Source organism: Haladaptatus ordinarius (assembly GCF_054177595.1).
On record NZ_JBPEHH010000016.1, the window covers coordinates 1 to 26948 of the forward strand.

The 26948-nt window shown below is 63.4% G+C and carries 30 protein-coding genes and 1 pseudogene; 11 read left to right on the top strand and 20 right to left on the bottom strand.

The window, feature by feature from the left end:
• Nucleotides 1-120: 120 nt before the first annotated feature.
• The 4 genes from ACR3FF_RS08090 (at nucleotide 121) to ACR3FF_RS08105 (ending at nucleotide 5474) form a co-directional block, all read left to right on the top strand.
• On the top strand, nucleotides 121-2208 hold the full coding sequence (locus tag ACR3FF_RS08090) for an amino acid permease (RefSeq protein WP_458187557.1): 2088 nt from the start codon (nucleotides 121-123) through the stop codon (nucleotides 2206-2208).
• A 77-nt stretch (nucleotides 2209-2285) separates the two neighbouring features.
• Nucleotides 2286-3626 carry a Trk system potassium transporter TrkA gene (gene trkA, locus ACR3FF_RS08095; RefSeq protein ID WP_458187483.1) on the top strand — a complete coding sequence of 447 codons (1341 nt, stop codon included), beginning with the start codon at nucleotides 2286-2288 and terminating at the stop codon, nucleotides 3624-3626.
• On the top strand, nucleotides 3623-5206 hold the full coding sequence (locus ACR3FF_RS08100; RefSeq protein WP_458187484.1) for a TrkH family potassium uptake protein: 1584 nt from the start codon (nucleotides 3623-3625) through the stop codon (nucleotides 5204-5206). The genes trkA and ACR3FF_RS08100 overlap by 4 nt, the downstream gene beginning before the upstream one ends.
• 37 nt (nucleotides 5207-5243) lie before the next feature.
• Nucleotides 5244-5474, top strand: coding sequence for an Lrp/AsnC family transcriptional regulator (locus ACR3FF_RS08105; protein ID WP_458187485.1), 231 nt, complete (start codon nucleotides 5244-5246; stop codon nucleotides 5472-5474).
• Between the two features lie 34 nt (nucleotides 5475-5508).
• Here the strand turns inward: ACR3FF_RS08105 and ACR3FF_RS08110 are convergent, their stop codons facing one another.
• The 3 genes from ACR3FF_RS08110 to ACR3FF_RS08120 all read right to left on the bottom strand — a co-directional run bounded on the left by ACR3FF_RS08110 (nucleotide 5509) and on the right by ACR3FF_RS08120 (nucleotide 8775).
• A complete protein-coding gene (locus tag ACR3FF_RS08110) occupies nucleotides 5509-7764 on the bottom strand; it encodes an amino acid permease (RefSeq protein ID WP_458187486.1) in 2256 nt (751 codons plus the stop codon).
• Nucleotides 7764-8195 carry a universal stress protein gene (locus tag ACR3FF_RS08115; protein ID WP_458187487.1) on the bottom strand — a complete coding sequence of 144 codons (432 nt, stop codon included), beginning with the start codon at nucleotides 8193-8195 and terminating at the stop codon, nucleotides 7764-7766. The genes ACR3FF_RS08110 and ACR3FF_RS08115 overlap by 1 nt, the downstream gene beginning before the upstream one ends.
• Nucleotides 8196-8355: 160 nt before the next feature.
• Nucleotides 8356-8775 carry a DUF7975 family protein gene (locus tag ACR3FF_RS08120; protein WP_458187488.1) on the bottom strand — a complete coding sequence of 140 codons (420 nt, stop codon included), beginning with the start codon at nucleotides 8773-8775 and terminating at the stop codon, nucleotides 8356-8358.
• Between the two features lie 100 nt (nucleotides 8776-8875).
• On the opposite strand from ACR3FF_RS08120, the gene ACR3FF_RS08125 reads away from it, so the two are divergent.
• Nucleotides 8876-9505: an adenylate kinase gene (locus ACR3FF_RS08125; RefSeq protein WP_458187489.1), complete on the top strand. Its 630-nt coding sequence runs from the start codon at nucleotides 8876-8878 to the stop codon at nucleotides 9503-9505.
• 183 nt (nucleotides 9506-9688) lie between these two features.
• Here ACR3FF_RS08125 and ACR3FF_RS08130 read toward each other — a convergent pair whose 3' ends face one another.
• A complete protein-coding gene (locus ACR3FF_RS08130; protein WP_458187490.1) occupies nucleotides 9689-10378 on the bottom strand; it encodes a helix-turn-helix domain-containing protein in 690 nt (229 codons plus the stop codon).
• A gap of 136 nt (nucleotides 10379-10514) precedes the next feature.
• Between ACR3FF_RS08130 and ACR3FF_RS08135 the strand changes: the two genes are divergently transcribed.
• Together ACR3FF_RS08135 and ACR3FF_RS08140 are read left to right on the top strand one after the other, a co-directional pair.
• Nucleotides 10515-11552 carry an N-acetyltransferase DgcN family protein gene (locus ACR3FF_RS08135; RefSeq protein WP_458187491.1) on the top strand — a complete coding sequence of 346 codons (1038 nt, stop codon included), beginning with the start codon at nucleotides 10515-10517 and terminating at the stop codon, nucleotides 11550-11552.
• A 103-nt stretch (nucleotides 11553-11655) separates the two neighbouring features.
• On the top strand, nucleotides 11656-12846 hold the full coding sequence (locus tag ACR3FF_RS08140) for a redox-regulated ATPase YchF (protein ID WP_458187492.1): 1191 nt from the start codon (nucleotides 11656-11658) through the stop codon (nucleotides 12844-12846).
• Between the two features lie 52 nt (nucleotides 12847-12898).
• Here the strand turns inward: ACR3FF_RS08140 and ACR3FF_RS08145 are convergent, their stop codons facing one another.
• From ACR3FF_RS08145 to pth2, 5 genes and pseudogenes are all read right to left on the bottom strand, one after another.
• Nucleotides 12899-13162, bottom strand: a complete 264-nt coding sequence (locus ACR3FF_RS08145; protein ID WP_458187558.1) for a helix-turn-helix domain-containing protein — start codon at nucleotides 13160-13162, stop codon at nucleotides 12899-12901.
• Nucleotides 13163-13417 (bottom strand): annotated as a pseudogene (locus tag ACR3FF_RS08150) (bacterio-opsin activator domain-containing protein); the annotation flags it as partial.
• Nucleotides 13327-14319 (bottom strand): GAF domain-containing protein, encoded by a 993-nt coding sequence (locus tag ACR3FF_RS08155; protein ID WP_458187559.1) that lies wholly within the window; start codon nucleotides 14317-14319, stop codon nucleotides 13327-13329. The gene ACR3FF_RS08155 and the pseudogene ACR3FF_RS08150, both read right to left, overlap by 91 nt.
• Complete coding sequence (locus ACR3FF_RS08160; RefSeq protein WP_458187493.1) at nucleotides 14316-14492, bottom strand: PAS domain-containing protein; 177 nt, start codon at nucleotides 14490-14492, stop codon at nucleotides 14316-14318. The genes ACR3FF_RS08155 and ACR3FF_RS08160 overlap by 4 nt, the downstream gene beginning before the upstream one ends.
• Nucleotides 14493-14563: 71 nt before the next feature.
• Complete coding sequence (gene pth2, locus ACR3FF_RS08165; RefSeq protein WP_458187494.1) at nucleotides 14564-14902, bottom strand: peptidyl-tRNA hydrolase Pth2; 339 nt, start codon at nucleotides 14900-14902, stop codon at nucleotides 14564-14566.
• A 98-nt stretch (nucleotides 14903-15000) separates the two neighbouring features.
• On the opposite strand from pth2, the gene dcd reads away from it, so the two are divergent.
• Nucleotides 15001-15609 carry a dCTP deaminase gene (gene dcd / locus ACR3FF_RS08170; RefSeq protein ID WP_458187495.1) on the top strand — a complete coding sequence of 203 codons (609 nt, stop codon included), beginning with the start codon at nucleotides 15001-15003 and terminating at the stop codon, nucleotides 15607-15609.
• Complete coding sequence (locus tag ACR3FF_RS08175) at nucleotides 15606-16505, top strand: thiamine-phosphate synthase family protein (protein ID WP_458187496.1); 900 nt, start codon at nucleotides 15606-15608, stop codon at nucleotides 16503-16505. Before dcd ends, ACR3FF_RS08175 begins: the two co-directional genes overlap by 4 nt.
• Before the next feature lie 21 nt (nucleotides 16506-16526).
• Here ACR3FF_RS08175 and ACR3FF_RS08180 read toward each other — a convergent pair whose 3' ends face one another.
• The 4 genes from ACR3FF_RS08180 to ACR3FF_RS08195 all read right to left on the bottom strand — a co-directional run bounded on the left by ACR3FF_RS08180 (nucleotide 16527) and on the right by ACR3FF_RS08195 (nucleotide 19807).
• On the bottom strand, nucleotides 16527-16847 hold the full coding sequence (locus ACR3FF_RS08180; protein WP_458187497.1) for a hypothetical protein: 321 nt from the start codon (nucleotides 16845-16847) through the stop codon (nucleotides 16527-16529).
• Between the two features lie 242 nt (nucleotides 16848-17089).
• Complete coding sequence (locus tag ACR3FF_RS08185; protein WP_458187498.1) at nucleotides 17090-17332, bottom strand: PRC-barrel domain containing protein; 243 nt, start codon at nucleotides 17330-17332, stop codon at nucleotides 17090-17092.
• 26 nt (nucleotides 17333-17358) lie between these two features.
• Complete coding sequence (locus tag ACR3FF_RS08190) at nucleotides 17359-18663, bottom strand: halocyanin domain-containing protein (RefSeq protein WP_458187499.1); 1305 nt, start codon at nucleotides 18661-18663, stop codon at nucleotides 17359-17361.
• A gap of 4 nt (nucleotides 18664-18667) precedes the next feature.
• The gene (locus ACR3FF_RS08195) at nucleotides 18668-19807 is read right to left on the bottom strand and encodes a multicopper oxidase domain-containing protein (protein ID WP_458187500.1); all 1140 of its coding nucleotides are present in this window, start codon (nucleotides 19805-19807) and stop codon (nucleotides 18668-18670) included.
• A gap of 260 nt (nucleotides 19808-20067) precedes the next feature.
• On the opposite strand from ACR3FF_RS08195, the gene ACR3FF_RS08200 reads away from it, so the two are divergent.
• On the top strand, nucleotides 20068-20436 hold the full coding sequence (locus ACR3FF_RS08200) for a HesB/IscA family protein (protein WP_458187501.1): 369 nt from the start codon (nucleotides 20068-20070) through the stop codon (nucleotides 20434-20436).
• Nucleotides 20437-20514: 78 nt separating this feature from the next.
• Here the strand turns inward: ACR3FF_RS08200 and ACR3FF_RS08205 are convergent, their stop codons facing one another.
• The 5 genes from ACR3FF_RS08205 to ACR3FF_RS08225 form a co-directional block, all read right to left on the bottom strand.
• Nucleotides 20515-20721 (bottom strand): dodecin, encoded by a 207-nt coding sequence (locus ACR3FF_RS08205; protein WP_458187502.1) that lies wholly within the window; start codon nucleotides 20719-20721, stop codon nucleotides 20515-20517.
• A 45-nt stretch (nucleotides 20722-20766) separates the two neighbouring features.
• Nucleotides 20767-21423 carry a DUF2238 domain-containing protein gene (locus tag ACR3FF_RS08210; RefSeq protein ID WP_458187503.1) on the bottom strand — a complete coding sequence of 219 codons (657 nt, stop codon included), beginning with the start codon at nucleotides 21421-21423 and terminating at the stop codon, nucleotides 20767-20769.
• Nucleotides 21420-22031: a hypothetical protein gene (locus ACR3FF_RS08215; protein ID WP_458187504.1), complete on the bottom strand. Its 612-nt coding sequence runs from the start codon at nucleotides 22029-22031 to the stop codon at nucleotides 21420-21422. The genes ACR3FF_RS08210 and ACR3FF_RS08215 overlap by 4 nt, the downstream gene beginning before the upstream one ends.
• 54 nt (nucleotides 22032-22085) lie before the next feature.
• Nucleotides 22086-23018, bottom strand: a complete 933-nt coding sequence (locus ACR3FF_RS08220; RefSeq protein ID WP_458187505.1) for a metal-dependent hydrolase — start codon at nucleotides 23016-23018, stop codon at nucleotides 22086-22088.
• A 68-nt stretch (nucleotides 23019-23086) separates the two neighbouring features.
• Nucleotides 23087-23704, bottom strand: coding sequence for a four-helix bundle copper-binding protein (locus ACR3FF_RS08225; protein ID WP_458187506.1), 618 nt, complete (start codon nucleotides 23702-23704; stop codon nucleotides 23087-23089).
• 191 nt (nucleotides 23705-23895) lie between these two features.
• On the opposite strand from ACR3FF_RS08225, the gene ACR3FF_RS08230 reads away from it, so the two are divergent.
• Nucleotides 23896-25083, top strand: coding sequence for a pyridoxal-phosphate-dependent aminotransferase family protein (locus ACR3FF_RS08230; RefSeq protein ID WP_458187507.1), 1188 nt, complete (start codon nucleotides 23896-23898; stop codon nucleotides 25081-25083).
• A 40-nt stretch (nucleotides 25084-25123) separates the two neighbouring features.
• Here the strand turns inward: ACR3FF_RS08230 and hisD are convergent, their stop codons facing one another.
• Nucleotides 25124-26392 (bottom strand): histidinol dehydrogenase, encoded by a 1269-nt coding sequence (gene hisD / locus ACR3FF_RS08235; protein ID WP_458187508.1) that lies wholly within the window; start codon nucleotides 26390-26392, stop codon nucleotides 25124-25126.
• A 115-nt stretch (nucleotides 26393-26507) separates the two neighbouring features.
• Complete coding sequence (locus ACR3FF_RS08240; RefSeq protein ID WP_458187509.1) at nucleotides 26508-26921, bottom strand: hypothetical protein; 414 nt, start codon at nucleotides 26919-26921, stop codon at nucleotides 26508-26510.
• Nucleotides 26922-26948 lie beyond the last annotated feature (27 nt).

Genomic DNA, 26948 nt, shown 5'->3' on the forward strand with positions numbered 1-26948 from the left:
TGGAAGGTTCACCAGGTGCGTATCCGGACAGCGGATGAATCAGGTTCCTGATTCACCCGCTTCACTCAGGACTACGTATCAGCTGCTGGACTCCTGAGCCAGAGTGGACAACTAGCGATACTGGGATACCCGGCGAGCGCCGCGTTCTATCTCGCCAGTTTCTCGGACTGGTTCTATCGGTTCATCTACCCTGCCCTGTCGATTCCGCAGGCGATACCCTACTGGGTCGCAGGTATCGCCGTCCTCGCTCTACTCGTCGGCGTGAACCTCAAGGGAACCGAGGAGACGGGGATGTTCCAAATCGTCATCACCGGGCTGAAAGTGGCGCTCATCATCCTCTTTCTCTACGGGGGTCTCCAGGGCTTCGACGCGTCGAAGGTGACGACGTCGTTCGGCGAAAACATCGGCAATTTCAGCCAGATCGCCGTCACCTCCGCGCTCGTGTTCATCACCTTCTTCGGCTTCGAGGCGATCGCGACCAACGCCGAGGAGATAGAGGAACCGGGAACGAACATCCCCCGTGCCATCTTCATCAGCATGGGGTTCGTCACGTTCGTCTACGCGCTCGTGGTCATCGTCATCGTGTTGGCGGTCAACACGCCCGACTTCCTCACGTTCCTCGCGAACCAGGCCGGTCTCTCCGGTGAGGAGGCTGCCAGACAGTTCGTCGGCGAGATATCGATGGGACGGGCCGCGCAGTTCTATCTCGGCGACTTCGGCTTCTACGTCATCATCGTGGGCGCGCTGTTCTCGATGTTGTCGGCGGCGAACGCGACGGTGCTCGCCGGGTCGCGGGTCAAACTCGCCATGTCTCGGCGCAACCACCTGCCGAGTCGGTTCGAAGACCTCCACTCGGAGCTCAACACACCGTACAAGGCGGTTATACTCACCGGCGGTCTCATCCTCTTCTACATGCTGTTTTTCACGGTGCTGTTCGGCACGCCTCCGGGTGCAGGCGAGCACGCGACGATGGGAATCAACAGTCTCCTCTCCTCGCTCGGCGTCGGCTTCGAGGTGCCACACGCGTTCCACCTCGGTTTGCACTCGGTGACTCACTTCGCGGACTTCATGCTCCTCGGTGGGCTCATCTTCGTCAACCTCGCGCTCATCCAGTCGCGTCGAAAACACCCGGACATCGACCGCGGGTTCGAAGTCCCGTTCGTCCCGTGGGTGCCGATCATCGCCGTCATCGCCAACCTCGGCCTCCTCATCAACGTCGAACAGACCGCGCTGGCCATCGGCCTCGCGGCGGAGGCTATCGGCATCGGCTTCTGGTTCGCGTGGAAGTCACGAGCCCCGGAGGAAGAGAAGTTCGAGCGCGAGACTCCGACGGTCGTCACCGAGTCGGAACCGTCGGGCGACAGGGAGTACCAGCTCGCGGTCCCCATCGCAAATCCCGATCACGTCGAACAGATGATGGAGACGGCTATCGACATCGCCGAGGACAAAGATGGCGAAATACTGGTGCTCTCTGCCGCGCTGGTGCCCGAACAGACGCCCATCTCCAAGACCTACCGCTCGGTCGAGGACGAACGCGAGGTGCTCCAGCGAGCGATCGAGTTCGCCGAGGATTCCGAGGTGCCGGTCAACGGAATCGTCCGCATCGGCCACCGTGCCTCCGACACCATCCTCCACACGGTCGAACAACACGAAAGCGACGCGGTGCTCATCGGGTGGCGTGGTCGCGGGTCACATCGCCGCGAGGTCGTCCTCGGCAGCACCGTCGACCGGGTGGTCGAGGAGGCTCCCTGTGATGTGTTCGTCGAGAAGATCGGCCCGAGAGCGAACGGTGTCGAATCCATCCTGGTCCCCACCGCCGGCGGGCCTCACGCCGAACTGGCGGCCGAGGTGGCCCGCGCCATCGCTCGCGCTGGCGACGCGACGGTCGAGGTCGCCCACGTCGTCTCGTCAGATGCCTCAGACGAGGAGCGTGAATCGGCCCACGACGTCGTCTCGAACACGGCGAGCATCCTGGAGGAGGTGACCGTCGAACGGCCGCTCCTCGAAGGCGACGATGTCGCGGACACCATCGTCGACCGGATGGACGACCACGACATCACCGTCATCGGCGCGACCCGCGAGAGCGAGATTCAGCAACTGGTGTTCGGCGCGCTCCCCGAAACCGTGGGCCAGCGTGCGAACTCCACCGTCATTATGACGAAACGCCACCGCGACATCGCCTCGCGGCTCTCGCGCTGGCTTCCGTGACCGCTCTCCGTACTCCCAAAGAGAAATAATCTTACCGGAGGGATGGCAAAAGGAGACAGAGATGAGGAGGGGAACACATGCGAGTTATCATCGTCGGTGCCGGTGAGGTCGGTTCGTCCATCGCCGGGAGTCTCGCCGACACGCACGAAGTCGTCGTCGTCGACCGGGACGGAGAGCGCGTGGACTCACTGACCTACTCGCACGACGTGCTCGCTATCGAAGGCGACGGTACTTCGCTGGCGACGCTCCAGGACGCTGGTATCGAACAGGCAGATATGATAATCGCCAGTACCGACGACGACGAGACGAACCTCGTCATCTGTGGGACGGCGAAGACGGTAGACGACCCGTTTACCATCGCACGGGTGAAGAAGGTCGACTACCTCGAAACGTGGGAACACGCCGAGCAGGGCGCATTTGGCGTCGATTTCATGGTCTGTACGAACCTGCTGACCGCGATGGACATCGTCCGCGTCATCGGTCTGCCCGCCGCGCGCGACGTCGACCCGTTCGCCGGTGGCGAAGTGCAGATGGCGGAGTTCGAAGTGCGGGCGGAGAGCCCCGTGGCGAACCAGACGGTACGACAGGCGGACCGCTTCGATTCGCTCACGTTCGCGGCCATCATCCGAAACGGGGACGTCGCCATCCCGCGCGGGGAGACGGTAATCGAGGCGGACGACAAGGTCGTCGTCATCGGGAGTCCGGAGAGCGTTCAGGAGTTCGCGCTCGAAGTCGCCCCCAACGAGACGCCGAGTGCGGACAAGGAACTCGTCGTCATCGGCGGGAGCGAGATCGGTTTTCACACCTGTCGGTTGCTCGAAAACCGCGACCTGCGGCCCAGACTCATCGAGCAAGACCGCGAGCGTGCCCGGACGCTGGCCGAGGACCTTCCGAAAACCATCGTCATGGCGAGCGACGCGACCGACGCCGAGTTCCTCGCCCGCGAACACGTCGACGAGGCGGACGTCGTCGTCGCCGCACTGGAGAATGACGAGAAGAACCTGCTCGTCTCGGTGCTCGCCAAGCAACTCGGCGCGGAACGTGCCATCGCGATCGTCGAGGACGCAGAGTACGTCTCGCTGTTCGAGGCCGTCGGTATCGACGTGGCGGTCAACCCGCGCGAGGTGACGGCCGAGGAGATAACGCGGTTCACCCGCGAGGAGCGCGCCGAGAACATCGCGCTCATCGAGAACGACCGCGCCGAAGTGCTCGAAATCGAAATCGATACCGGGAGCGTCCTCGCCGACCGCCCGATTCGGGAGGGGGTCGCAGACCTCCCGGACGGCGTGGTCATCGGCGCGATAACGCGGAAAGGGAAGTTCATCGTCCCGCGTGGTGACACGGTGGTAAAAGAACGCGACCACGTCGTCGTGTTCGTCGATTCGGACGTCCTGTCCGAAGTGAGCGCCGCACTATGACCCTGCGCGTCGATTGGCGGGCGAGCGTGAGCCTCGTCGGGTCGGTCGTCAAGTGGCTCTCGGTGCCACTCGTCTTTCCCTTCCTCGTCGGGCTATACTACGGCGAGGGCATCCTGACGTTCGTCCTGACCATCGCCGTCGCGTTCGTCGTCGGCTGGTCGCTCGAACGTCTCGACCCCGACCCCGACCTCGGGACGCGCGAGGGATTCTTGATGGTCGGGCTGTCGTGGTTCGCGGTGTCCATCGTCGGCGGGCTTCCGTACGTCGTCGCCGGAAACGACATCTCGCTCGTCGGTCAGTATCCCTTCCTCGTCCTCCAGTCCGGCCCCTCGACGCTCGCCGACCCAGTGAACGCGCTCTTCGAGAGCATGAGCGGGTTCACGACGACCGGAGCGACCGTGATGGGCGACATCTCGTTCGAGACGCACTCCCGCGCATTGCTGATGTGGCGACAGTTGACCCAGTGGCTCGGCGGCATGGGTATCGTCGTCCTCGCGGTGGCTATCCTGCCGGAACTGTCCGTCGGTGGTGCCCAACTGATGGACGCGGAAGCGCCGGGGCCGGGTATCCAGAAACTCACGCCCAGAATCGCGGAGACGGCGCGGGCCCTCTGGAAAGCCTATCTCGGCATCACGGCACTGGAAATCGTCCTGCTCTTCGCGCTCCACCTCGGCGGTTTCGCCCCCGAGATGACGTTCTACAACGCCGTCGCCCACGGTTTCACGACGATGTCGACCGGCGGGTTCTCGCCGGAAGCCCGGAGTATCGAAGCGTTCTCGGCGGTGGTGCAGTGGCTCATCATCCCCTTCATGATCGCGGCCGGGACGAACTTCGCGCTGTTCTGGCACGTCTTGAACGGGGAACCCAAACATCTCGTCCGAGATGCGGAGTTTCGCTTCTACGTCGGCGTGTTGGCCGTCGTCTCGGCGATTATGACCGTGCTGGTCTACACCCAACAGGGGTTGGTCTTCGTTCCCGGCGGGCCGCAGGTCGCCGGGAACGTCGAAGCGTCGATTCGTCACGCCTCGTTCCAACTCGTCTCCATCGTCACGACGACCGGGTACGCGAGCACGGACTTCAACACGTGGAGCAGTTCCGCACAGTTTCTCCTGCTCGTGGCGATGCTCATCGGTGGCAGTGCGGGTTCGACCGGCGGGGCCATCAAAATCGTCCGCTGGATGGTCATCCTGAAATCGCTCCGCAGAGAACTGTTCACGACGGTTCACCCCGAAGCGGTCCGCCCGCTCCGACTGGGTGGCCGCGCGCTGGACGAGCGAGCGGTTCGCGGCATCTATGCGTTCACCCTGCTCTACATCGTCATCTTCCTCGTTAGCGCGCTCCTCGTCTTCCTCGACGCCGAGCGCGCGGGCGGCCCGAATCTCGACGCACTGGAGGCGCTCTCCGCAGCCGCCGCCACCATCGGTAACGTCGGTCCGGGGTTCCAGATAGTCGGGCCGATGAACAACTACCTCCCCTTCTCGGACACGTCGAAACTGCTCATGATCGTGTTGATGTGGATCGGCCGACTCGAAATCCTGCCCGTCCTGGTGTTGTTGACGCCCGCCTACTGGCGCTCGTAGGGGTAGGACTTTGACCCCCGTGGACGTATCATCGTTCATGATACGTGCTTATACGACCGTCATCACTCACGCCGGTGCGTCCACGGAAGTAATCGAGGCGATTCGGGACCTCCCGAGCGTGACCGAGGCGCACGTCGTCGCCGGGGAGTTCGACGTCATCGTCGAGATAGAAGCCGACGACGTGTACGGCGTTCAGGAGACGGTCACCTCGGAAATCGGGTCGCTGGACGGGGTCGGACGAACTCGGACGTACATCCAGTTAGACTGAGAGACGACCGATTTTCGGCGAGGGCGGCGTCGGTTCAGCCGAACAGCCGTTCTCGAAGCGAGCGTTTTCGGGCCTTCTCGGCGAGCAGGACGGAGCAATTCACGTCGTTTACCACGTCCAGCGCGAGCGCACCACGGACGAGTCGTGAGAGGAGACCCTCCTCGGTCGCGCCGATGATGAGCATCGAGCAACTCCCCGCTGCACGTTCGATGGCCGCCTCCACGTCGTCGTCTTCCGTGACGACGAGGTTCGCGTCCTCCAGTCCGTGTCCGGCGGCCCAGTCGGCGAGGAACCGCTCGCCCTCCTCCCGGGAGTCGTCGGTGACGTAGAGCAACGACACCTCCGAGTCGAACTCCGCTCGTAACATTCGTGCGATGGCGGCACTGAGGTCGGAGTCTGGTCCACCTGCGGTCGGGACGAGAACCCTGCTCGGGTTGAACCCACGGTCGCGGTAGACGACCACGTCGCAGGGCAGGTCGTTCGTGAGTTCGTCGATGGCGCTCTCGGCGCGGCCGGGCGACCCGTGGCTGTCCCGTCCCCAGCCCATGACGACGAGGTCTGCGGCGTGGGTCCGAGCCGCGTCGAATATCTCCTCGAACGAGCGGTGCGAGAGGATAGTGTGTGTCTCGACGGGGACGCCGAACGTCTCGGCGTCCTCACGGGCGTTGGCGAGCAGTTCCGCCGACTCGGCGTCGAGTTCCTCGACGTGTTCTGCACCGCTGGCGAGCGGCGTCTGGTCCGGCACTTGCACGATGTGCGTGGCGAGTACGGTTCCGCCCCGCTGACTCGCGACGGCGCTGGCGAGCGAGATGAGGTCTTTCTCGTGTTCGGGGTTCGCCAGCGGCACCATCACCCGGTAGTCTCCGCCGTCCGGTTTCACGGACGACGCCGCGGAGACGGCCGGTTCGGGCATCCGTTCTGGTCGGCTGAGGACGTACTGGCTCAACACGCCCTGTTTTTCGGTTCGCGGGCGCGCGTACACGAAGAACCAGACGATACCACCGCCGACGAAGAGGACGCTCAACGCGATTTCGATGGGTGCCATGAACGCGATGAGGCTGAACGAGAAGAGCGCGCCGAGGATGGGTGTCACGGGGTACAGGGGCACCCGAAACGCGGGGTCGTACTCCGCCACGTCGGCTTCGCGCATCACGACGAGTGCGATATTGAGAAGGCCGTAGACGATGAGGTGGAGGACACTTCCGGCCTTGGCGAGCACTTTGATATCGCCGACGAGGATAAGCGCGAGGATGATAGCGCCGGTCACCGCGATGGAGCGGTACGGCGTGGCGAATTGCTCGTGAATCTCGTTGAGCCACGCGGTGATGAGTTTGTCGCGCCCCATGGCGAAATTGATGCGCGAGGAAGCGAGAATCGAGGCGTTCGCGCTCGATGCTGTCGCCAACAACCCGCCGAAGACAATGAGACCAGCACCGACCCCCGCCAGTCCGAGCGCCTCACCGAAGGCGACTTCGGCGACTTCGACCACGGGGTCGGCACCCGGCGCGGCGAGGTTTTGCCAGTTGATCACGCTCGCCATCACGACCATCAGGATGGCGTACATCGTCGTCACAATGACAACGCTTCCCACGACGGCGAGTGGGAGATTTCGTCCGGGGTTCTTGATCTCCTCTGCGACGGTCGTTATCTTGGCGAAACCGAGGAACGAGACGAATACCAACGCCGTGCCGGGGAGCACGTCGCCGTAACCGTTCTCCGTCGGCGCGAACGGCGTGAGCGTCGCGAGGTCGGCCTGCAGAAATCCAAGTATGGAAAACACCGTCAGAATGGCGACGAGCATGATGACGATGATGTTCTGGAGCCGTCCGGTCTCCTTCGCGCCGACGTAGTTGACGCCGACGAATAGCAGTCCAGCGAAGAAGGCCGCGACCTGCTTCGGTTCGAGCGCGATGACGCCGAGGTCGACTGCGGGTACCGCCACGAGGGCCGTCACGAAGTCGCCGAAGCCGATCATGTAGAAGGCCGACGCGAACGCCAATCCCATCCAGTTTCCCATCCCCGCGATGGAACCGAATAGGGGGCCGAGCGCGTGGTTGACGTAATAGTAGCTTCCACCCGCTTTCGGCATTGCGGTGCCGAGTTCGCTCGCCGAGAGCGCGGTGAAAAGGGAGACGACTCCGCCGACAACGAACGACAGGGCGATGGCAGGCCCGGCGACCGCGTACGCTTGCTGGGGCAGGACGAAGATGCCCGCACCTATCATCGTCCCGACGCCGATGGTGAGTGCGGCCAGTGGACCGAGGTCTTTTGCGAGTTCCTCGTCTGCCATCAGGTATCCTCCGCGTCGGGCAGGACGACGACCGGACGACTCGACTCGCTGATGAGCGAGAGCGCCACGTCGCCGGTCAGGAGTTTCACCCACCGACGCCCACCGCGCGGCGTGAACGCGATTGCTGTCGCGTCGACGTCGTCCGCGACGTCGAAGATGGCCTCCGCCACGTCGGTTCCGTAGGTGAGTCTCGTCTCACAGCTGACGCCCGCGTCGTCACAGCGTTCCCGGACGGCCGTGAACAGCTCCTCCGCCCGTTCTTCGCGTTGTTCGACCGATGCCTTGTCGGGGACGCCGCCGCCTTTCTCGATGACGTGGACGACGAAGACGCGACCACCAGCGGCCGCGACGTGTTCCAGTGCGGCGTCACAAGTCGATTCGGCGTCGTTCTCGCTGGCGACGGGGAGCACTACCCGGTCGAACAGGCTCATGTGACGTCCCACCCGGTGTCGATTACCTGTCGTGTGAATCGTCGGGTCGGGTCGTTCCAGTGTTCGATGTCAGACGTGTCTCTAATGGCGTGTCGGTGCGTCATATGGCGAAGTAGTTGCAGTCCGTCTTGATAATGGCTACGAAAATCTCGACGGACCGCTACAGTTCGACTGCCCAGAGGGTGAACGTCTCCGGCCGACCGTACACCTCGCGAAAGGTTCGTTCGACGAACTGGCCGATGCGATTGACGTCGGCTTTGGCGTTGACGCGAACGTTCGTCCCGTCTGCCTCCTCGGGGCTGTGAAGTCCCTCGATTTTGAACGCGGGGAACTCGTCGAGCAGCGTCTTCAGTCGTTCGAGTTCCGCATCCGTACAGTCCAGATTGAGGGTTCGGTCGCCGAACTGCACCCACGGCGGGGCTTCTTCGACGTCCGTTTCCTCCTCGTTCGCTCCGTCGGATTCCGGGTCGAACTCGGCCAACAGCGTACAGAAGGCGCTCCCGCGCTCGCGGTGGGCGGTGATGGTGTCCGCGACGAGTTTCTGGCGCTCTTCCGGAGTACCGGCACTGAAACGGCTCATATCCGTGAGTTCGTCGGCGTTCGACAAAAAACAGACGCACCGGTTACACGATGAAAATCGTTTCTTTAAGTCTTTATGCGAGGCCGATGCAGGTGTGCGTATGAACCCGAACGTTCTGATTCTGGGTGCACCGGGTGCCGGAAAAGGTACGCAAAGTGCGCGAATCGCGGACGAGTTCGACGTCGACCACGTCACCACTGGCGACGCGCTCCGCGCAAACAAACACATGGAGACAGAACACGGTACCCCCGCGAGTTTCATGAACGCGGGTGAACTCGTGCCCGACCCCGTAGTGAACGAAATCGTGCAGGCGGCCCTCTCGGAAGCCGACGGCTACGTCCTCGACGGCTACCCCCGCAACCTCTCGCAGGCGGAGTATCTGGACGACATCACCGACCTCGACGTGGTGCTCTACCTCGACGTCGCGAAAGCAGAACTCGTCGACCGTCTCACCGGTCGTCGCGTCTGTTCGGAGTGTGGCGCGAACTACCACGTGGAGTTCAGTCCGCCAGAAGAAGAGGGCGTCTGTGACGAGTGTGGCGGCGAACTGATTCAGCGCGACGACGACACCGAAGAGACCGTCCGCGAGCGAATCCGCGTCTACGAGGAGAACACCGAACCCGTCATCGAACACTACGACGAGCAGGGCGACCTCGTCCGTATCGACGGCGAGCAGACCCCCGACGACGTGTGGGACGATATCCGCGAGACCATCGAACGCACCGTCTGAGCGTCGACTCCGACGTAGCCCGTTTTCCGTCCCCGAGACTGTCCGAACCCCGTCGAGAGCGGGTCGTTCCGAGAGACGACAGCGAGGCCGTTCCGACCCGTCCCGACAGAGGCGGATCGACTCCCGCCGCTCGTCGTCGAAACTGACGGAGCGGTCGAATCGTTCAGAAGAGACACCGGTGGCTCAGCCGAGCAGTTTCGCTTCGGCCTTCCGCAGGTGTTCGAGGAGCGTCGTCTTCGAGAGGTCCATCTCCGTCGCCAACTCGGAGGCCGTCACTTTGCGGGGCCACTCGTAGTATCCGCGCTTTCGTGCCAGTTCGAACACCTCGCGCTGGCGCTCCGAGAGGTCGTCTGCTCGCAAGATACCCGCTCCCGTCTCCGCCGTCGCCACGTGGTGCACTCGAATCTCGGCGTCCATCTCCTCGCAGACGGCCTCGATTCGCTCGTGGAGTTCGTCCCTGCCGGTCTCGACGATGACCGTCCAGTACTCTCGCCCGCCGTACATCCGCACCGGTTCGTCCGGGATGAATCCTCGGGAGACGAGCGCGTCGTTGATGCTGTTCGTGAGGTCGTAGCGCACGACGATGCCCCGACTCGCACTTCCGAAGGCGACCGAATCCTCGGTCGCGTGTGGGTGGTCGGTCTCCCACACCGATTCGGTGAGGTCGGACGCCCGAATCGCCGTGACGAGGTCGTCTACCTCTGTTTGCGTGTTCCCGTAGGCAGTGAATCGACCGGTCGCCATCCCGTCGATGGTGTGGACGCCGTGACCGAGGATTCCCGCACTCGTCCGTTCGGTGACCTCGAGCGTCCAACAGTTCGGATGCCAGATGTCGAGTGTCACTCGCAGTCCGGCCCTCTCCGGTGTGCCCATCCATGGTAGAGTGGGACGAGAGGTGCAAAAGTCATTTTCTTGTATTTTTATGTGTATACGGTGAAAATACCTCTCTGAGACAGTACCTCCTATGAGAGGGGGCATTACTTTCGTCGGCAGTGCGTCTGTGTAGCACATGAACCTTCGGGACGCCTTCGACGCCCCCGCGTCCGCAATCGTTCTAGCGGAAGGGGCGTTCGGAACCATGGACGGAAAGACGGCCAACGGGGTCGTCATGCACAGTGAACTGTTCGACGCCGGTGCGGTCATCGACTCGACCCATGCGGGAGAGGACGCGGGAGACGTGCTCGGCCGGTCCGACGTGAGTGACACTCCCATCGTCGCCTCGACGAGCGACGCGCTCGACCGCGTATCCGACGCCGAAGCGCTCGTCATCGGCGTCGCACCCGCGGGAGGAGCACTTCCCGACGAGTGGGTCGCAGACATCGAGGAGGCCATCCGTTCTGGCCTCGACGTCGTCTCGGGCCTCCACGTCTTTCTCTCCGAACAGGAGTCCTGGCGGACCCTCGCCGCCGACCACGACGTGCGCCTCTTCGACGTTCGAAAACCACCCGGAGACGACGACCTTCGCGTGGGTGACGGGCGCGTGGACGAGGCCGACGCCGACGTCGTGTTGACCGCCGGCACCGACTGTGCGGTCGGCAAGCGAACGACGACGTTCGAACTCTACCGTGCCGCCGAGCGTGCCGGACTGGACGCGGGGTGGGTCGCGACCGGCCAGACGGGAATCATGGTCGGTGCTCATCGTGGCGTCGTCGTCGACCGCGTTCCCGCCGACTTCACCGCAGGCGTGGTCGAAGACCTCGTCTCCGCCGTCGCCGAGGACCACGACGTCGTCTTCGTAGAGGGGCAGGCCGCGCTCACCCACCGCGCATACTCGGGCGTCACGCTCTCGCTCCTCCACGGCGCGTGGCCCGACGCCGTGGTGCTGGCCGACCAACCGGATCGAGACCGCAGGACCCATTTCGACCAGTGGCCGATCGCGGGCGTCGAAAAAGAGGTCGACATCGTGGAGACGCTCTCAGACGCGACCGTCGCCGCCGTCTCGACGTGGGCCGACCCGGAAACGGTCGAGTATCCCGTCCCCGCCGCGAACGTCTACGACGAGGGTGGCCCGGACGACCTCCTCGACGCCGTTCGGGAGTGTTTGTAAGCCGGGTCAGTTCCGGCACGTCACGGCGCGTGAATCGGTATCATCCAGCAGTCGTGTCAACGTTTGGAAACCCCTTTAGGCTCGGATGGCCCACTCCGGCCTAATGAGCTACAAGATCGGTCTGGTCGGAAAGCCCTCGGTGGGCAAATCGACCTTCTTCAACGCCGCGACGATGAACGACGAACCGGAGGGTGCCTACCCCTTCACGACGATCGACCCCTCCGTCGGCGAGGCCTACGTCCGGGTGAACTGCGCCGCCCCCGAGTTCGACAAGTCGTGTACTCCGAGCGTCGGTTTCTGCGAGGAGGGAACGCGATACGTCCCGACCAAACTCGTCGACGTCGCCGGCCTGATTCCGGGCGCACACGAGGGGAACGGCCTGGGAAATCAGTTTCTCACCGATCTGAACGAAGCCGACGTGCTGGTACATGTCGTGGATTTCTCCGGCCAGACCGACATCGAAGGCGAACCGACCGAGGGACACGACCCTCGTGAGGACATCGCCTTCCTCGAAGACGAACTCGACATGTGGTACACGGAGATTCTGGAGAAGGGCCTCGAACGCTATCGCTCCGGGTACGACGGCGACGAGAAACACGTCGAAATCGACCTCGCCGAGCAGATGTCCGCGTTCAAGACGAACAAAGACGAGATAAAACAGACCATCCTCTCGCTCGGTCTCGACCTCGATCCCGAGACGTGGGAGGCGACCGACCGCGAAGAACTGGCCCGCGAGATTCGAAAGCGCACGAAACCGATGGTCGTCGCGGCGAACAAGATGGACACGCCCGAAGCACAGGAGAACTTCGAGGACATCACCAGCGACCCCGAGTACGACCACCTCACCTTCGTCCCCGTCAGCGCGCACGCCGAGAAGGCGCTCAAGAAGGCCGACGAACAGGGGATCGTGGAGTACAACCCCGGCGACGCCGACTTCGAAATCACCGGCGACGTGAGCGAGGAACAGGAAACCGGTCTGGAACAGATTCGCGAGTTCACGACGGAGTTCGCCGGGACGGGCGTCCAATCTGCCATCGAGACCGCCCTGTTCGACGAGTTGAACCTCGTCGCGGTGTTCCCCGGTTCGGCGAACGGCAGTGCCAGCGAGAAGGGCGTGTTCCGCGATTGCTTCCTTCTCCCCGGCGGTTCGACTGCCGAGGACTTCGCGTACCACCTGCACAGCGACATCGGCGAGGGATTCCTGCACGGCATCGACTGCCGGAGCGAACGCCAGATTGGGGCCGATTCGGTCCTAGACCATCGGTCCGTCGTGGAAATCGTCTCTACGAACTAGTGAAACGGCGTACGAGCGGAGTCGATAGACCGTCCAAAACCCGTTCTCGTGGTCAACGCGAGGCGTTATCGAAGAACGCCGACGCGAGTTTTCCTTCCGCTTTCCGCAGGTGCTGGTGGAAGGTCGCAGGCGCGATGCCGATGGTGTCGGCAATCTCTTCGGCCGTGCTCTCACGCGGCCAGTCGTAGTAGCCCGAAAAGTAGGCTGCACGAAACGTCGTCAGTTGCCGCTCGGTCAGGTTCGAAGCGACTGGCTCCCGACGCTCGCTGGTCCCCTGGTTGATTCGTTCGACCTCCCGCTTTGCGACGAGTTCGATATCACGGTACGACGACCGAACCGAGGTTATCAGCGTCCGGATGTCGGAGCTCTGTGCAACTTCCACGACCAGGTGTGCCACGCCGTCTCGTGCCTCCGCCGTCTGAACTTTCGCGCCGGATTCGACGAACGACTCGACGAGCGACGAGCAGACGGTCAGCACGATCAGCCCAGCCTCGTCGTAGGTGGAAACGACTCTCGCGCCGTCGACGGCAGCGACGGTCGTCGCACGCGCCGTAACTCGTTCGGGCGACGTTCCATCGACGTGGACGTAGTAGAGAAACTCGCCATCAGACGTGGGAACCGTCCCGTCGAGAGGGTCACCAGGACCGCATCCTCGTCGGTCACCTCGAACTCCAGTTCGACCGCCGACGCGGTCGTCAGGAGCTTCTTGCTCTCGGCGGCGTTGATAGCGAACCCGACGAGTTCGCCGAGTGCGTCGAATCCGGCGACTTCGCGCTCGCTGAACGCATCCGGACGGGTCGCGTAGACTGCCAGCACCCCGTGGGTCGTCTCCCCGTACGAGAGGGGAACGGTGATACCCGAGTGGAGTCCACGCTCATTCCCTTCGATTCGGAGTCGTTCGGGGAGGAGCGCGGTTTCGGAGATATCTTGGACGACGAGATGCTCACCCGTTCGAAACGCCGTCGCCGCGGGCCGTTCCCAATCGGTCGTCGCCATCTCGTCGAAGAGGCTCTGATACCCCTCGTCGTCGCCGGCCTTCGTCCGCGATACGAGACGGTTTTCGACGATGTCGTACTCGCTGACCCACGCGAATCGATAGAGGTCTGACTCGGCGAGAGACGCACAGACCGTCTCCTCGATTTTCTCGCGTGACGCCGCTCCGACCAGTGCCCGGAGAACCTCGCGGACGAGTTCGTTGATGCGGTTCAGCGTCTCCAGTTCGTCGCGTTGCTGGCGGAGCGCGCGCTCTCGCTCCCGCCGTTCGGTGAGGTTCCGACCGGTCCCGACGAATCCGGCGACCGTGCTATCTTCGTCGACGAGTCGCGTCGCGTTGAACTCGAAGGGAACCCGTTCGTCGTCTTTCGCTACCAGCGCGGATTGGCGTGTCTCGACGCGGTCGCCCGCCAACACTGTCTCGATAGCCGAAACTATCGTCTCCATGTCCTCCTCGGGGACGAAATCGAGTGGACTCATGCCGGCGAGTTCGTCGTCGTACCCGTCACCGTAGCCAGTCGGTCGTTCCACTGGACGAGGTTGCCACTCGCGTCGAAGACGTAGAACACGTCCGGGAGCGTATCGAGAACCGCTCGAACCGTTCGATCGTCGATCACGGGTCCTGGTGCGTGGTCGCTGGCATTTTTTCTCAACGGTAGAGCGTGCGACCGAGTCGACAAAACCCTTTCCCGTCGTCCACTTTCGTTGGCACGAAACGGAGCTTTCAGTACAGTGAGAGGTCACCGGTTACCGCATCCACGAGGTCGTCTTCCGCCGGCCCGACCGCTAGCGACGTGACCGTTCCGGGGTCGAGTTGCGTGTGGCCCGCGTCACGGACGACTGCGTGAGGAATCCCCTGTGCTCGTGCCTTCTCCGCGAGGCGGAAGATTTCGTCCTCGCCTGCGGCCTTCAACACGACCTTCTTCTGTCCTTCTCCCTTCCATCGTTTTCGCGCCCGCTGTCCGGTGTCCTCGTACGCCGAGAGCGAGGCGTGGGCGACCTGTGCCGCGAGTTTTCCCTTGCCCATGCCGATGTCTGTACGGGTGACGATGGCCTGCTTCATACTCGAGCGTGGTGGTGGTGGAGTAAAACGCTGGCTACTCGCCGTTCGATGGCTCACTTTTCGGTGGGTCTATACTCACCCACGTCCGTTCTACCGACATGATACTCTCGGACATGGACATCGCGCGTCGTCTCGACGCCGGTGACCTCGTCGTGGAACCGATCGACGAACCTGACCTCCAGATTCAACCGGCGAGTATCGACCTCCGGTTGGGTGAGGAGTTCCTCGAATTCAAGCGCACGAACATCCCCTGCATCCACCCCGACAGCGAGCAGGAGGTCGAGAGCTACGTCACGGAAACCGTCGTCGAGGAGGGCAACGAATTCATCCTACACCCCGGCGACTTCGTCCTCGGGACGACGAAAGAACGCGTCGAGATACCGCCGGACCTGCTGGCCCACGTCGAGGGTCGCTCGTCGCTCGGGCGACTCGCGGTCGTCGTCCACGCAACCGCGGGCGTCGTCGACCCCGGCTATCGCGGCCAGATTACGCTCGAACTGTCGAATCTCGGCACCGCACCCGTCGCGCTGACGCCGGGAACGCGTATCTCACAGCTCATCTTCACGGAACTCAAGAACCCGGCCGAGCGACCCTACGGCTCCGAACGCGGGTCGAAGTACCAGGACCAGGCCGGGCCACAGGCGTCCCGAATCGGCACCGACCACGAGTTCGGGGGTGAACAGGAGTTCGGAGGTGAACGGACGTGAAGTTCGCGGAGGAAATCGTCGTCGAGGAGTTCCTCCCGACGTTTCGCTCGATGCTCGCCGAAGACCTGAGAGACCGCGGCCTGACCCAGAGCGAGGTGGCCGACGCCCTCGGCATCAGTCAGAGTGCCGTCTCGAAGTACGCTCACGGCGACGTGGCCCAGAACGTCCGCATCCGCGAAGACGAGCGCGTCGAGCGCCTCGTCGACGAAATCGGCGAGGGACTGGCGACCGGCAGTATGAGTCAGGTGCAGGCGCTCGTGGAGGTCGAAGTGCTCGTCCGCCGACTCGAAGACCACGACCTCATCTCGCAACTACACGAAGAGCAGATGCCCGAACTGCGAGGCCACGGCGGGGATTTCAACGTCCACGACCCCGACGACGAACTCCGGGCCACCGAGCGCGTCCTCTCTTCGATGCGCCGGGGGATTCGCATCGTCGAACAGACCAGCGGGTTCTCTTCGCTCATTCCAGCGGTCGGGTCGAACCTCTGTGAGTGTCTCCCGGACGCGGATGGCATCGACGACGTGGCTGGCATCCCGGGGCGAATCTTCGACGTGAAAGGGCGAGCGACCATCCCGGGCGAACCCGAGTTCGGCGTCAGCGAGCACGTCGCTTCCATCTTGCTCGCGGCTCGTAGCCACGGCATGGACGTTCGCGCCGCACTCAACGTCAGGTACGACCCGGACATCGTTGCACGACTCGAAAAACTGGGCCTCGAAACTGCGGCGTTCGACGCCGAATACGACGACCTGAACGAGGCGGTCGGCACGGCGTTAGAGGATACCCCTGGCGCGACGGTGCTCTATCACACCGGCGGGTACGGTATCGAACCCATCACGTACGTCTTGACAGACAGTGCCGAACGCACGGCGGAAATCGCCCGAAAAATCGTCTGAGAGACCCCTCCCATCGCTGCCTTACGAAACCTGTACTCGTCCGCTTCGTCTCACTTCTCGAACGATGTCGTCGGGTGCCACGACGTCCCGTCCCTCTCGAAGGTCGTCGATGGTCTCCGCGAACGAGACGAGTTCCACGAAGGCTTTCTCGCGGGTGTCGACGCGACCGACCGGGCGCGCCGTCGTGAATCGGTTTCCGACGCTGTCCACCAGTTCGAGTTCCCACTCGTCCGCTATCGTCGCCTTGACTGCCTTCACCGCGATGTCGCCGTTCTGTCGCCTGAGTCCCATCTCGTCTCCACGGACGGGAGATTGTTCCCATCCCGGTGGAATGGCTCTCATATCTGGCAGTACGGGCATGTTCCATTTTTTCCTTTCGTGTCTCATCTCGTCTGTATCGTGCCTGCTAGTGCGGGGCGTTTATGTCACGGGAACGAAGTGGCACACACAAAGTATATACCAATCCGGTCTCACTGATCAACTACCTCGAGTAGGGGTACACGAGGTTCATTTCTTCGAAGACGAACCAGAGAGCGGCTGGTCTGGATACGGTCGCCGAGCGGCGATTCGTCGCGTCCTGACGGTCAGTTCCGCTTCTGGAGGACGATCTCGTCGTCTTCGATTCGTGCTATCGCGTCTTCGGAAAGTGCGTACGTGTTCTCGTCACTTCCTCCTGCGTCGAGCTTGGTCTTCATCGTTTCGACGACGGTCGGGTCGGCACTGACGTGAGCCGTTCCGTGTCGAACGTTCTCTACGATTCCCACGGCCGTTCCGTCCGCTTCGACGACGCGTTTTCCCTCTTCGTCTTTGGTGAGCGAACTCGTCATACGAGGGGATATCGTCGTGAGCGTCTTCAGGGCTGTGGCCGCCTCGAACCCTGCGTCGGGGGTCGTTCCTGCGTGGACACCGACCTGCCGCCGCGCCGACCGAACAGGAAGAGCGCGAACGCGATGGGCGAGAACAGTGCGGTCACGAGACTCCCGCCGAGCGCCAGTTCGCCCGGCGAGAGACCCGCGTTCGACGGTGCGACGCCACCTTTCCCACCGACCACGACGGCACCTTTCATCCCCATCGCCTGGTGGGGCTCACAGACGTACTTCGTGATTCCTTCCGCGTCGAAGGTGTGTTCGAACGTCGCACCCGCATCGTCGAACACGTCGCTCCCGAACGAGTCGTCTTCCGCGACGACGTTGTGTGCACCTCCCTCACCGGTCCACTCCCACGTCACGGTCGTTCCGGGGTCGACTCGCACGGCTGCAGGGCTGAACCCGAACGCTCCGTCGTTCGCGTCCGTGCCCACGTCGAGGGTGACGGCTTTCTCCCCGGTCATATCCACGGTTCCCTCGAAGTTGTCCACGTCGTCGAACCAGTCGCCGTAGTCAGGGTCGGAGAGCGACGAGTCGGAGCGGCTCGCGTCACCGACGAGGACCGTCCCGGTCATCCCCATCGCCTGGTGGGGTTCACAGACGTACTCGACGGCATCCTCGCGCTCGAAGGTGTGTTCGAACGTCGCTCCGGGGTCACCCAGCAGGTCGCTCTCGAACGAGCCATCCGCCGCGACGACGTTGTGCATCCCACCGTTGCCAGTCCACTCCCACGTCACGGTCGTTCCGGGGTCGACTCGCATCGCTGCAGGGCTGAACGCGAAGTTTCCGCCGTTGCCGTCCGCACCGACCTCGACGGTAACCGCCTGCTTTCCCGTCTCGTCGGTCACGTCGTCAGACTCGTCGTCGGACCGTTCGTCCCCCGCCGACGAGAGCGAGGCGTCGCCGACGAGGATTGCTCCCGTCATCCCCATCGCCTGGTGGGGTTCACAGACGTACTCGACGGCACCCTCGCGCTCGAAGGTGTGTTCGAACGTCGCGCCCGCATCGTCGTGTAGCTCGCTCTCGAACGAACCGTCCGTTGCGACGACGTTGTGCATCCCACCGTTGCCGGTCCACTCCCAGACCACGGTCGTCCCGGGGTCGACTCGGACGTTCGCGGGGCCGAACGCGAAGTTTCCGCCGTTGCCATCCGCGCCGACCGCCACCGTGATTTCTTTCTGGCCGGTCTTGTCCACGACCGACGGGGCCGCGCCGGCGACCGACGGGAGCATCGAGAGCGCTGCGATACCTGCCGCGCCGCGAAGTACGTCTCGTCGTCCTCTCTCGGTCATGGTCTCACCTCTGGTACCCCGCGTACTCCATCAGTTTCTTGAAGATGTCCGTTCCCATCGCCTCTTTGTAGACGATGGCCGAGAGCATCCCGCCGGGGTACGACGCGCCGTTTCGGACGTGGTCGACCTTGTGACAGTGCATGAGGTAGATGCCGGGGTCGGCGTCAGCCTCGAATTCGAGCGTGTAGCGCTCGGCAGGCGCGACGTTCACCACGTCCTGTTCGAACTGGAGTGCTTCCGGGTAGTTCGCGCCGTCTTTCTCCACGATTTTAAAACGGTGGTTGTGCGTGTGCAGCGGGTGAGCCATGAACCCCGCGTTGACGAAGTGGATACGGACGGTGTCGCCCGACTCCACGATAAACGGTGTTCCGTCCTCGGGGTGCAGGGTGCGCGGTGCGCTCTTCCCGTTGACGGTGAACACGTCCGCACGGCGGTTCGTGATGTCGAACTGCGCGTCCTCGCCGCCGTACATCCGCGAGAGGCGGGAGTCCCACTCGCGGACGGTGGCGAAATATTCCTTGTCGGCCTCCTCGTACCCTTTCGGGTCGACGCGGAGGATGCCGAACATCCCCATCTCCATGTGCATCGGCGTCTGGTAGTGACAGTGATAGAGGTGGGTGCCGGGCACGTTCGCCGGGATGGTGTAGGTGTGTTTCTCGCCGGGTTTGACGGTGACGCCCGTCGTCGTCGGCACGCCGTCGTTCTTCCACGATTTGCGAACGCCGTGGAAGTGCAGCGTGTGCGGGTTCTTCATGTTCGAGTTGTCGAGCGTGATTTTCAGGTCGTTGCCCTCCGTCGTGCGAAGGATGGGACCGGGCACGCTCGGGGGGAGGTCGTTCGCCTGGAACGCCCACGTGTGCGGGAGCGCCACCGGCCCTCCCATGTTGTCGAGGGGGTGGACTTCGTGCCGGGCGGGGACGGCCCGCATCGTCACCTCGTGGCCGAGTTCGTCGAGGTCGACCATCTGGGGGGCGCTGGTCGTCGGAAGTTTCGCGGTCTGTTGTGCGGCGACCTTCCCGTCACGGTGCTCGGGCTGTGAGGGTGCCGCACAACCCGCGGTCGCTGCGACGCCCGTTGCGCCAGATGCCTTTACGAAGTCGCGTCGTGAGAGTCCTGTTCCAGGTGCGCCAACCTTAGATTTCATGTACACCTCGAGCTTTGAGTAGGTCGACCATAAGTCGAAAAGCTCGTTCTCACGGCTTGAGACCGGTTCTCAGAAACTGAGAATGAAGGAAATGAAAGTGATTCGAACACCTGTCATCGGGCGATAAGAGTGCTCCGTTCCGGCGTTCCGTCGTCGACGTCCCGCGGAGGGTGGAGTCGACGTGGCTGTTCGTGGATGCTACGCGTCGTTTTCTTCTAGCAGGCGAACGATATATGAGGCCGGGCCGTCAACCGATACGCATGAGCACAGACACCGCACCGAAGGGTGAGGAAACACCGACCATCGAGGTGACCGAAGACGCTGCCGAACAGGCGCTCGGACTGCTCGAGAGCGAGGGCCTCGACCAGGAAGTCGCCGGACTTCGGCTGTTCGTTCAGCAGGGCGGGTGTGCCGGCCTCTCGTACGGAATGCGGTTCGACGACGAACCCGAAACCGACGACACGATTTTCGAACACCACGACCTCCGCGTGTTCGTCGACCCGGCGAGCATGAACTACATCGAAGGGAGCGTCGTGGACTACGAACACGGCTTGCAGGGTGCGGGCTTCCACGTCGACAATCCGAACGTCGTCTCCGAGTGTGGGTGTGGCGAGAGCTTCCGAACCTGAATCTCCACTGCTCCGACTTCGACGACACGACGCCAAAAAATCGAAACCGCGAGTTGGCTCGAACGCTCGTCTCTCGACTTACTGCTTTTCTTCCAGTTCGAACGCGACCGTGACCTCGGCCTGATACTCCCGGTCTTGGACGGAGGCGATTTCGACTCCGAGCGTGTCCACCTCGACCCACTTCACGTTCGAAAGTGTCTCTTCTGCGCGGTCGATAGCATCGTCTGCGGCAGCGTCGAAACTTTCACTACTCGTCCCGATGAGGGTGATTTTCTTGAACACCATCGCGGGTAGGGGGTTCTCTGTCACTGGTAAAAATCGCATCGGCCATCAGTCGGTTTTCTGCCCCCGACTGTCGAGGTGTGCCGTGACGGCCCCGACGACGTCCGAGAGGTACGCAGTCCCCCAGAGAGCCGTGATAAAACCGCCGACCGTGTCGAACAGCAAATCCATCATCGTGTCGCCGAGACCGTACTGGACGAGCACCGCTCGCCCGCCGAGCACGCCCGCCAGCCCACTCAGCGCGAACTCGAGCACTTCCCAGACGACGCCGAACGCAACGACGAACATGAGGATGAACACGAACATGAACCGGGCCGGGAGGTACACGTCCTCGTAGTGGGCGTCGATGGCCCGGACGGTGGCGTATCCCACAGCAGCGACGAGCGAGGCCGAGAGCGCGTGAGTGAGATGGTCCCACCACCAGAACAACCCGTCGTTCTGATACGGGCCGAGGGTACCGACCGCGTGTAAGAAGACCGCCGTCGTTATCCAGAGGGTCAACCCGGCGTCCATCGGAATCTGGTAGTCCCGTTCGAGCATCGCCGGCACGTGGGTGATGGAGAACGCGATGGCACTGTTGACCATGATGCCGAGGTTGCCCCTGTCCAGTCCGACGAAGAAGATGCCGACGAGGGTCAGCTGCATCACGCGAGTTACCTGTCGTTGTCTGCGGTGTGAGATGCCTAGCCGTTCGCGGACCCTCATTGCACTCGTTCCTGTACGTCCGTCGGCAGGCGCGTTTCGGCCGGGACGACCCGTCTGAAGTACAGTTCGAAGATGATACCGGCCAGCAGTCCCCCGGCCGTCGCGTACACGAAGTCCCACATCAACATCTGTTCGCTCTGGATGAACTGCGTGCCGAGGTACACATCCGACGACCACTCGACGACCGCCCAGAGACCGGCAGTCGCTATCGTCGTGATGACGACGAAGAGCACGGCGAACCAGTGTGTCATTCGGACCGGCGTGAAGACGTGCAGTTCGACGGCGACGATGAGTGCGAGTGACGCGACCGAGAGATACGTCGCCAGTCGTGTCGTGAGTGCGAGCGTCGCGAGTGCGCGACCGAGGATGGGAAACGCCCCGATAACCAGCACCTCCCACGGGAGCATCGCTTCGGCGTTCCGGTAGGCGAGTGGCGGAATCACGGCCAACACGATGACGAATCCGGCGAACATCGCCCACAGGAGGTCGGAACGAAGGACACTCGCTCCGACGACCACGAGCAGAAAGCCAACGAGTAGCCACGCTAATCCGGCATTGACTCGCTCGTCTTCGACGAGCGAGTCTAATCTCCCGATTCGCTGTGCCATACCGTCCGGTAGGTGAGCCACTGATATGAAAGGTTAGGGAACGAAAGAAGGGAGTTAGGCAACCAGGTACGTGCCCGCGTATCCCAGTACTGCGAGCGTAACTGCCGCCATCCCGGTGCACGTCCACGTCCGCGGGTCGCGTACCGGGCGGAGCGTGCGGTAAGGATGCAGGCGGGGAGCGACGCCGACGGCCCCGACGGCAAGCACGGAGAACACGAAGTGATACGACACCGAGAGCGTCGGAGCGGGGAGCACGAGCGCGGCGAGTGCGTAGCCTGCTCCGAGTGCGGCGCGCGAGTGGACGTGTTCACCCAGGCGCTCGCCGCGCAGGTGGAAATACGTCAGCACGGCGAGCCACCCCGTCGCTAGTTCGAGTGCGAAGATGGCGAGGAGGTTCAGCGTCGGATCCGCGAGTAGGGCGACTCGCGATTCGAGGAGTACGACGTCGAAGGGATAGAGGAACTGCGGGGGCTCACCGGTGAACAGATCGCCGAAGGGATGCGAGAGCAGACCCACTGCGACGGCAGCGAGCAACGCTCGCGGCCCGAAGTCGGTGTAGCTATCGACGGCGACGGCGGCGACGACCCCCGTCGTGACGAAGACGAGCATGACGCCCGCGCCGAGGACGCCACTCGTCGAGAGGGCGACCCAGACGAGGGCCGTGAGGACCGCGGCCGCGATCGCTCGCTTGCGCCAGCCGCGGGTCGTCCAGACGAACGCTGGGGCGGCGACTGCCCCGACGACGAGCGAGTGTGTCACGGCCCGGTGGACGAGTTGTGAACTCCCCCAGAACGCGGCGGTCATCTGCCAGACACCGCCCAATCCTGCCTGTGCGAGTCCGACGAGTGCGTAGCTCATGTCCACGTCGGGAACCGTGGCGAACGCGCCCGCGACCACGCCGAACGCCAGTGCGCGCTCGGCGGGCCAGAACCGCGACGCGACCAGCGCGGCCAACGCGAAAGCTAACAGGGCGTGGCCGACCATCATTGTGCTTCACTCTTCGTAGTCCGTGAGTATAAGCTTCTCTCTCGAGAAAAGAGACCGAGTGATTCGACCTACTGATGCGGGCCAGATTGCTGAACAGGGGTCTGTCCCGTCTGAATCTGGTCGAGCAACCGGTAGGTCGAATCGACGGCTCGGGAAAGCACGGACGCACACTCTTGACAGTGTGCGTGTTCGTGTCGCATGCACTCGTCGGCACACTCCTCGGCGGCGTGTGCGAACACCTCCGCGAGTTCCGGCCCGAAGACCGAATCCCGGGCGATGAGCTTCGCGTTCAGCGTGCCGAGGTCTGCAACGTCGCGGCAGAGTCGGATACACTCGGCCATCTCTGGTCCTTCGTCGATGCACTCGTCGGCACACCAGTCACACACCTCGGCGGCCTTCTCGAAGTCTTCGAGTGCGACGCGCATCTCGCCAGGCAACTGGTCTTCGAACGTACCGCCTCGCCGTTGCATCTGCTGGCCGCGCTGCTGTGTTCCGCCCATTCCTCGCTGACCAGTTCCCTGTTGGCCGAACTGCTGTTGTTGCGGTAGGCCCTGCTGGGGTTGGCCGTACTGCGGTCCTTGCTGTTGCTGTGGTCGGCCCTGCTGTTGGCCTTGCTGTAGGGGTTGGCCGTACTGCTGGTATCCGGTCTGTGCGTGCGAATGTTGCATCGGTCTCTCTGGTGCCATTGTAATTCTCCACCCAGCGACCGGCTGGGCTATCCCGGCATACATCGATAACCCGGATAAACCGGGGCGACCGTTCGGAACGTTCGGTGACCGCTTTCACAGAGAAACGGTACGTTATCCGATTCAACGCTTCGTTGGTGCTGTGTTCCGCGAAAGCGAGATTTTTGTGACGTCGGGTAATATGGAGAGACATGGAGAATCCGAAGGTTGGCGAGTTGACACCGCCAGACAGGACGCTGATGGGTCCGGGCCCGAGTGAAGTACATCCACGCGTGCTCCGAGCGATGAGCACACCGCTGGTCGGCCACCTGGACCCCTCGTTCGTCGAGATGATGGACGAGGTGCAAGACCTCCTCAGATACACGTTCCGCACCGACAACAAGTGGACGATTCCCGTCTCCGGAACCGGGTCGGCGTCGATGGAGGCTGCCATCGGTAACCTCGTCGAACCGGGCGACACGATGCTCGTCCCGACCAACGGATACTTCGGTGGTCGGATGGCGGAGATGGCGAGACGCGCAGGTGGCGAAATCGTCCACGTGGGCGCGCCGTGGGGCGAACCGCTCGACTCCGCCGACGTCCAGGCGGCGTTCGAGAAACACCAGCCGGACGTGTTCGGATTCGTCCACGCCGAGACGAGTACCGGCGTGGTACAGCCGAACGTCTCGGAACTGACCGCCATCGCACACGACCACGACGCACTCGTCGTCGCGGATTGCGTGACCTCCCTCGGCGGCGTCGAACTTCGGGTGGACGAGTGGGACGTCGACGTGGCCTACTCCGGGCCACAGAAGTGTCTCTCCTGCCCGCCGGGCGCGAGTCCACTGACGCTCAACGACCGTGCGATGGAGAAGGTGCTCGCGCGTGAGGAACCCGCCCGGTCGTGGTACCTCGACCTGAGTCTGCTCGAAGGCTACTGGGGCGAAGAACGTGCCTACCACCACACCGCGCCCATCACGAACGTCTACGCGCTCCGCGAGGCCCTCCGCCTCGTCAGCGAGGAAGGCATCGAAGCCCGCTGGGAACGCCACCGCGAGGTGGCCAGAGCGCTCAAGGCGGGCGTCGAGGCGATGGGACTCGAGATGAACGCCCCCGAGGAGTACTGGCTCCCGAGTCTCAACGCGGTTCGCGTCCCGGAGGGCGTCACCGACACCGACGTGACGGACTATCTGCTGGAGCAGTACGACCTCGAAATCGCCACCGGTCTGGGCGACATGGACGGCGAAATCTTCCGCATCGGCTGTATGGGCTACTCCGCACGTCCCCAGACGGTGTCGTATCTCGTGAGCGCACTGGGCGACGCCCTCCGTGAACTGGGGGCCGACGTGGACGTGGAGGCTGGCCTCTCTGCGACGAGTCGGGCGCTCGGCGAGCAGTAGGCGCTCGAATCGACCGTTCGCCACTCGAATCGCTTCGTTTCTACTCGAACCGTTTTCTGACGCTCTCTGCGTGGGCTTCCAGTCCCTCGGCCTCGGCGAGCGTCGTGATGGTCTCGGAGAGCGAATCGAGCGCCTCTTCGTCCAATCGCTGTACCGTCGTCGAGCGAAGGAACGTATCGACGGACAGGCCGCCCGTTATCTTCGCCAGGCCGGTCGTCGGCAGGACGTGGTTCGTCCCCGAGGCGTAGTCGCCCGCCGCGACGGGGGTGTACGAACCCAGGAAGACGCTTCCCGCGCTGTCGATACGATTCAGGAGTTCCTCGTCGTCCGCGGCCTGGATGGAGAGGTGCTCTGCGGCGTACTCCTCTGCGAACAGCAGCGCCTCGCTCATCGACCGGGCGACGAACACGCCGCTCGCGTCACTGTCGAGTGCGGCCCGAATCACGTCTTCTCGCTCGCGTTCGCTCGCCTGGCGGTCCATCTCCTCTATGACTTTTTCGGCGAACTCGGCGTCGTCGGTCACCGTGACGACGGAGGCGTTCTCGTCGTGTTCGGCCTGCGCGACCATGTCGCTCGCGACGTGTTTCGGGTTCGCCGAATCGTCGGCGACGACGAGCAGTTCGCTCGGCCCGGCGAGGAAATCGATAGCCACGTCGCCCTGTACCTCGGCCTTGGCCGCCGTGACCCAGCGGTTGCCCGGCCCGACGACCTTCTGTACGCGGTCTATCTGTTCGGTTCCGTAGGCCATCGCGGCGATGGCCTGTGCGCCGCCGACGCGGTAGACCCTGTCCGCTCCTGCGGCGTGAATCGCGGCCAACGTAATCAGATTCTGGGGTTCGCCAGGGGGAGTCGCGACGGCAACCTGTTCGACGCCGGCCACTTTCGCGGGGACGACCCCCATCAGCGCGCTGGATGGGTACGCGGCGGTGCCACCGGGGGCGTACACCCCGACGCGCTCGATGGGACGGAATCGGCGGCCGAGTTCGCGTCCGTCGAACTCCTCGCGCCAATCGCCGGGCATCTGGGCCTCGTGGAACTCGCGGATGTTCTCCGCTGCATCCTCGATTGCATCGCGCACGTCGTCGTCGAGGTCTTCGTACGCGCGTTCCGCATCGTCCGTGATGTCGATGTTGCCGACTTCCACGCCGTCGAACTCGCGGCAGAACTCCCGTACCGCCACGTCGCCCTCGGTGCGCACGCGGTCGATGATGTCGCGGACATCGTCACGGACGCTCTCGATTCCGGCGTCGCGGTCGAACACTGCGCGGCGCGCGTCCGGGCCGAGGTCGGCGATTCGTTTCGATTTCATGCTCCGGTGTTGGAGGTGGTGTGAAAAACGGTTTGCGCTCTTCGACCGTGCGGATGGTTCGTCGAAGTGCGAGGTCGCAACTCGTGCCGCGTTCTCTGACCGCCCGATGTCACCGTCAGAGCGAGCGTTCTCGAACGGGGACGTCTCGACTCGACGGCTCTTCGTTCGCCTCCGAGAACAGCGGTTTCACCGGGACGACTGTGTGCATCTTCGCCACGCCGTCTTCGTACCTTCGCCACGCCGTAGATTCGTGGAGGACGTACCGGTCGGGACACTTCCGCCGGATTTCGTCGACGACCGCCTCGAACCGTGCCGAATCGAATCGCTCGGCCGGGACGAAATCGGTGTCGACGAGCAAGGCGCCCCGTCGCGGAACGCGGTCGAGTCGACCCTCACAGACGACGTCGAACTCGTGTGCCAGTGCGGGGAGGTCGGTGTCGAGGGGGAGTTTGACGTACGCCTGCAGGTAGTCAGGTCGGTCGATGCGGCGCTTCCAGTATCGGTGAATCGAGTCGAGTATCGTGCCCATTCGCGTGCCACCCGTGGATGCTCTGCT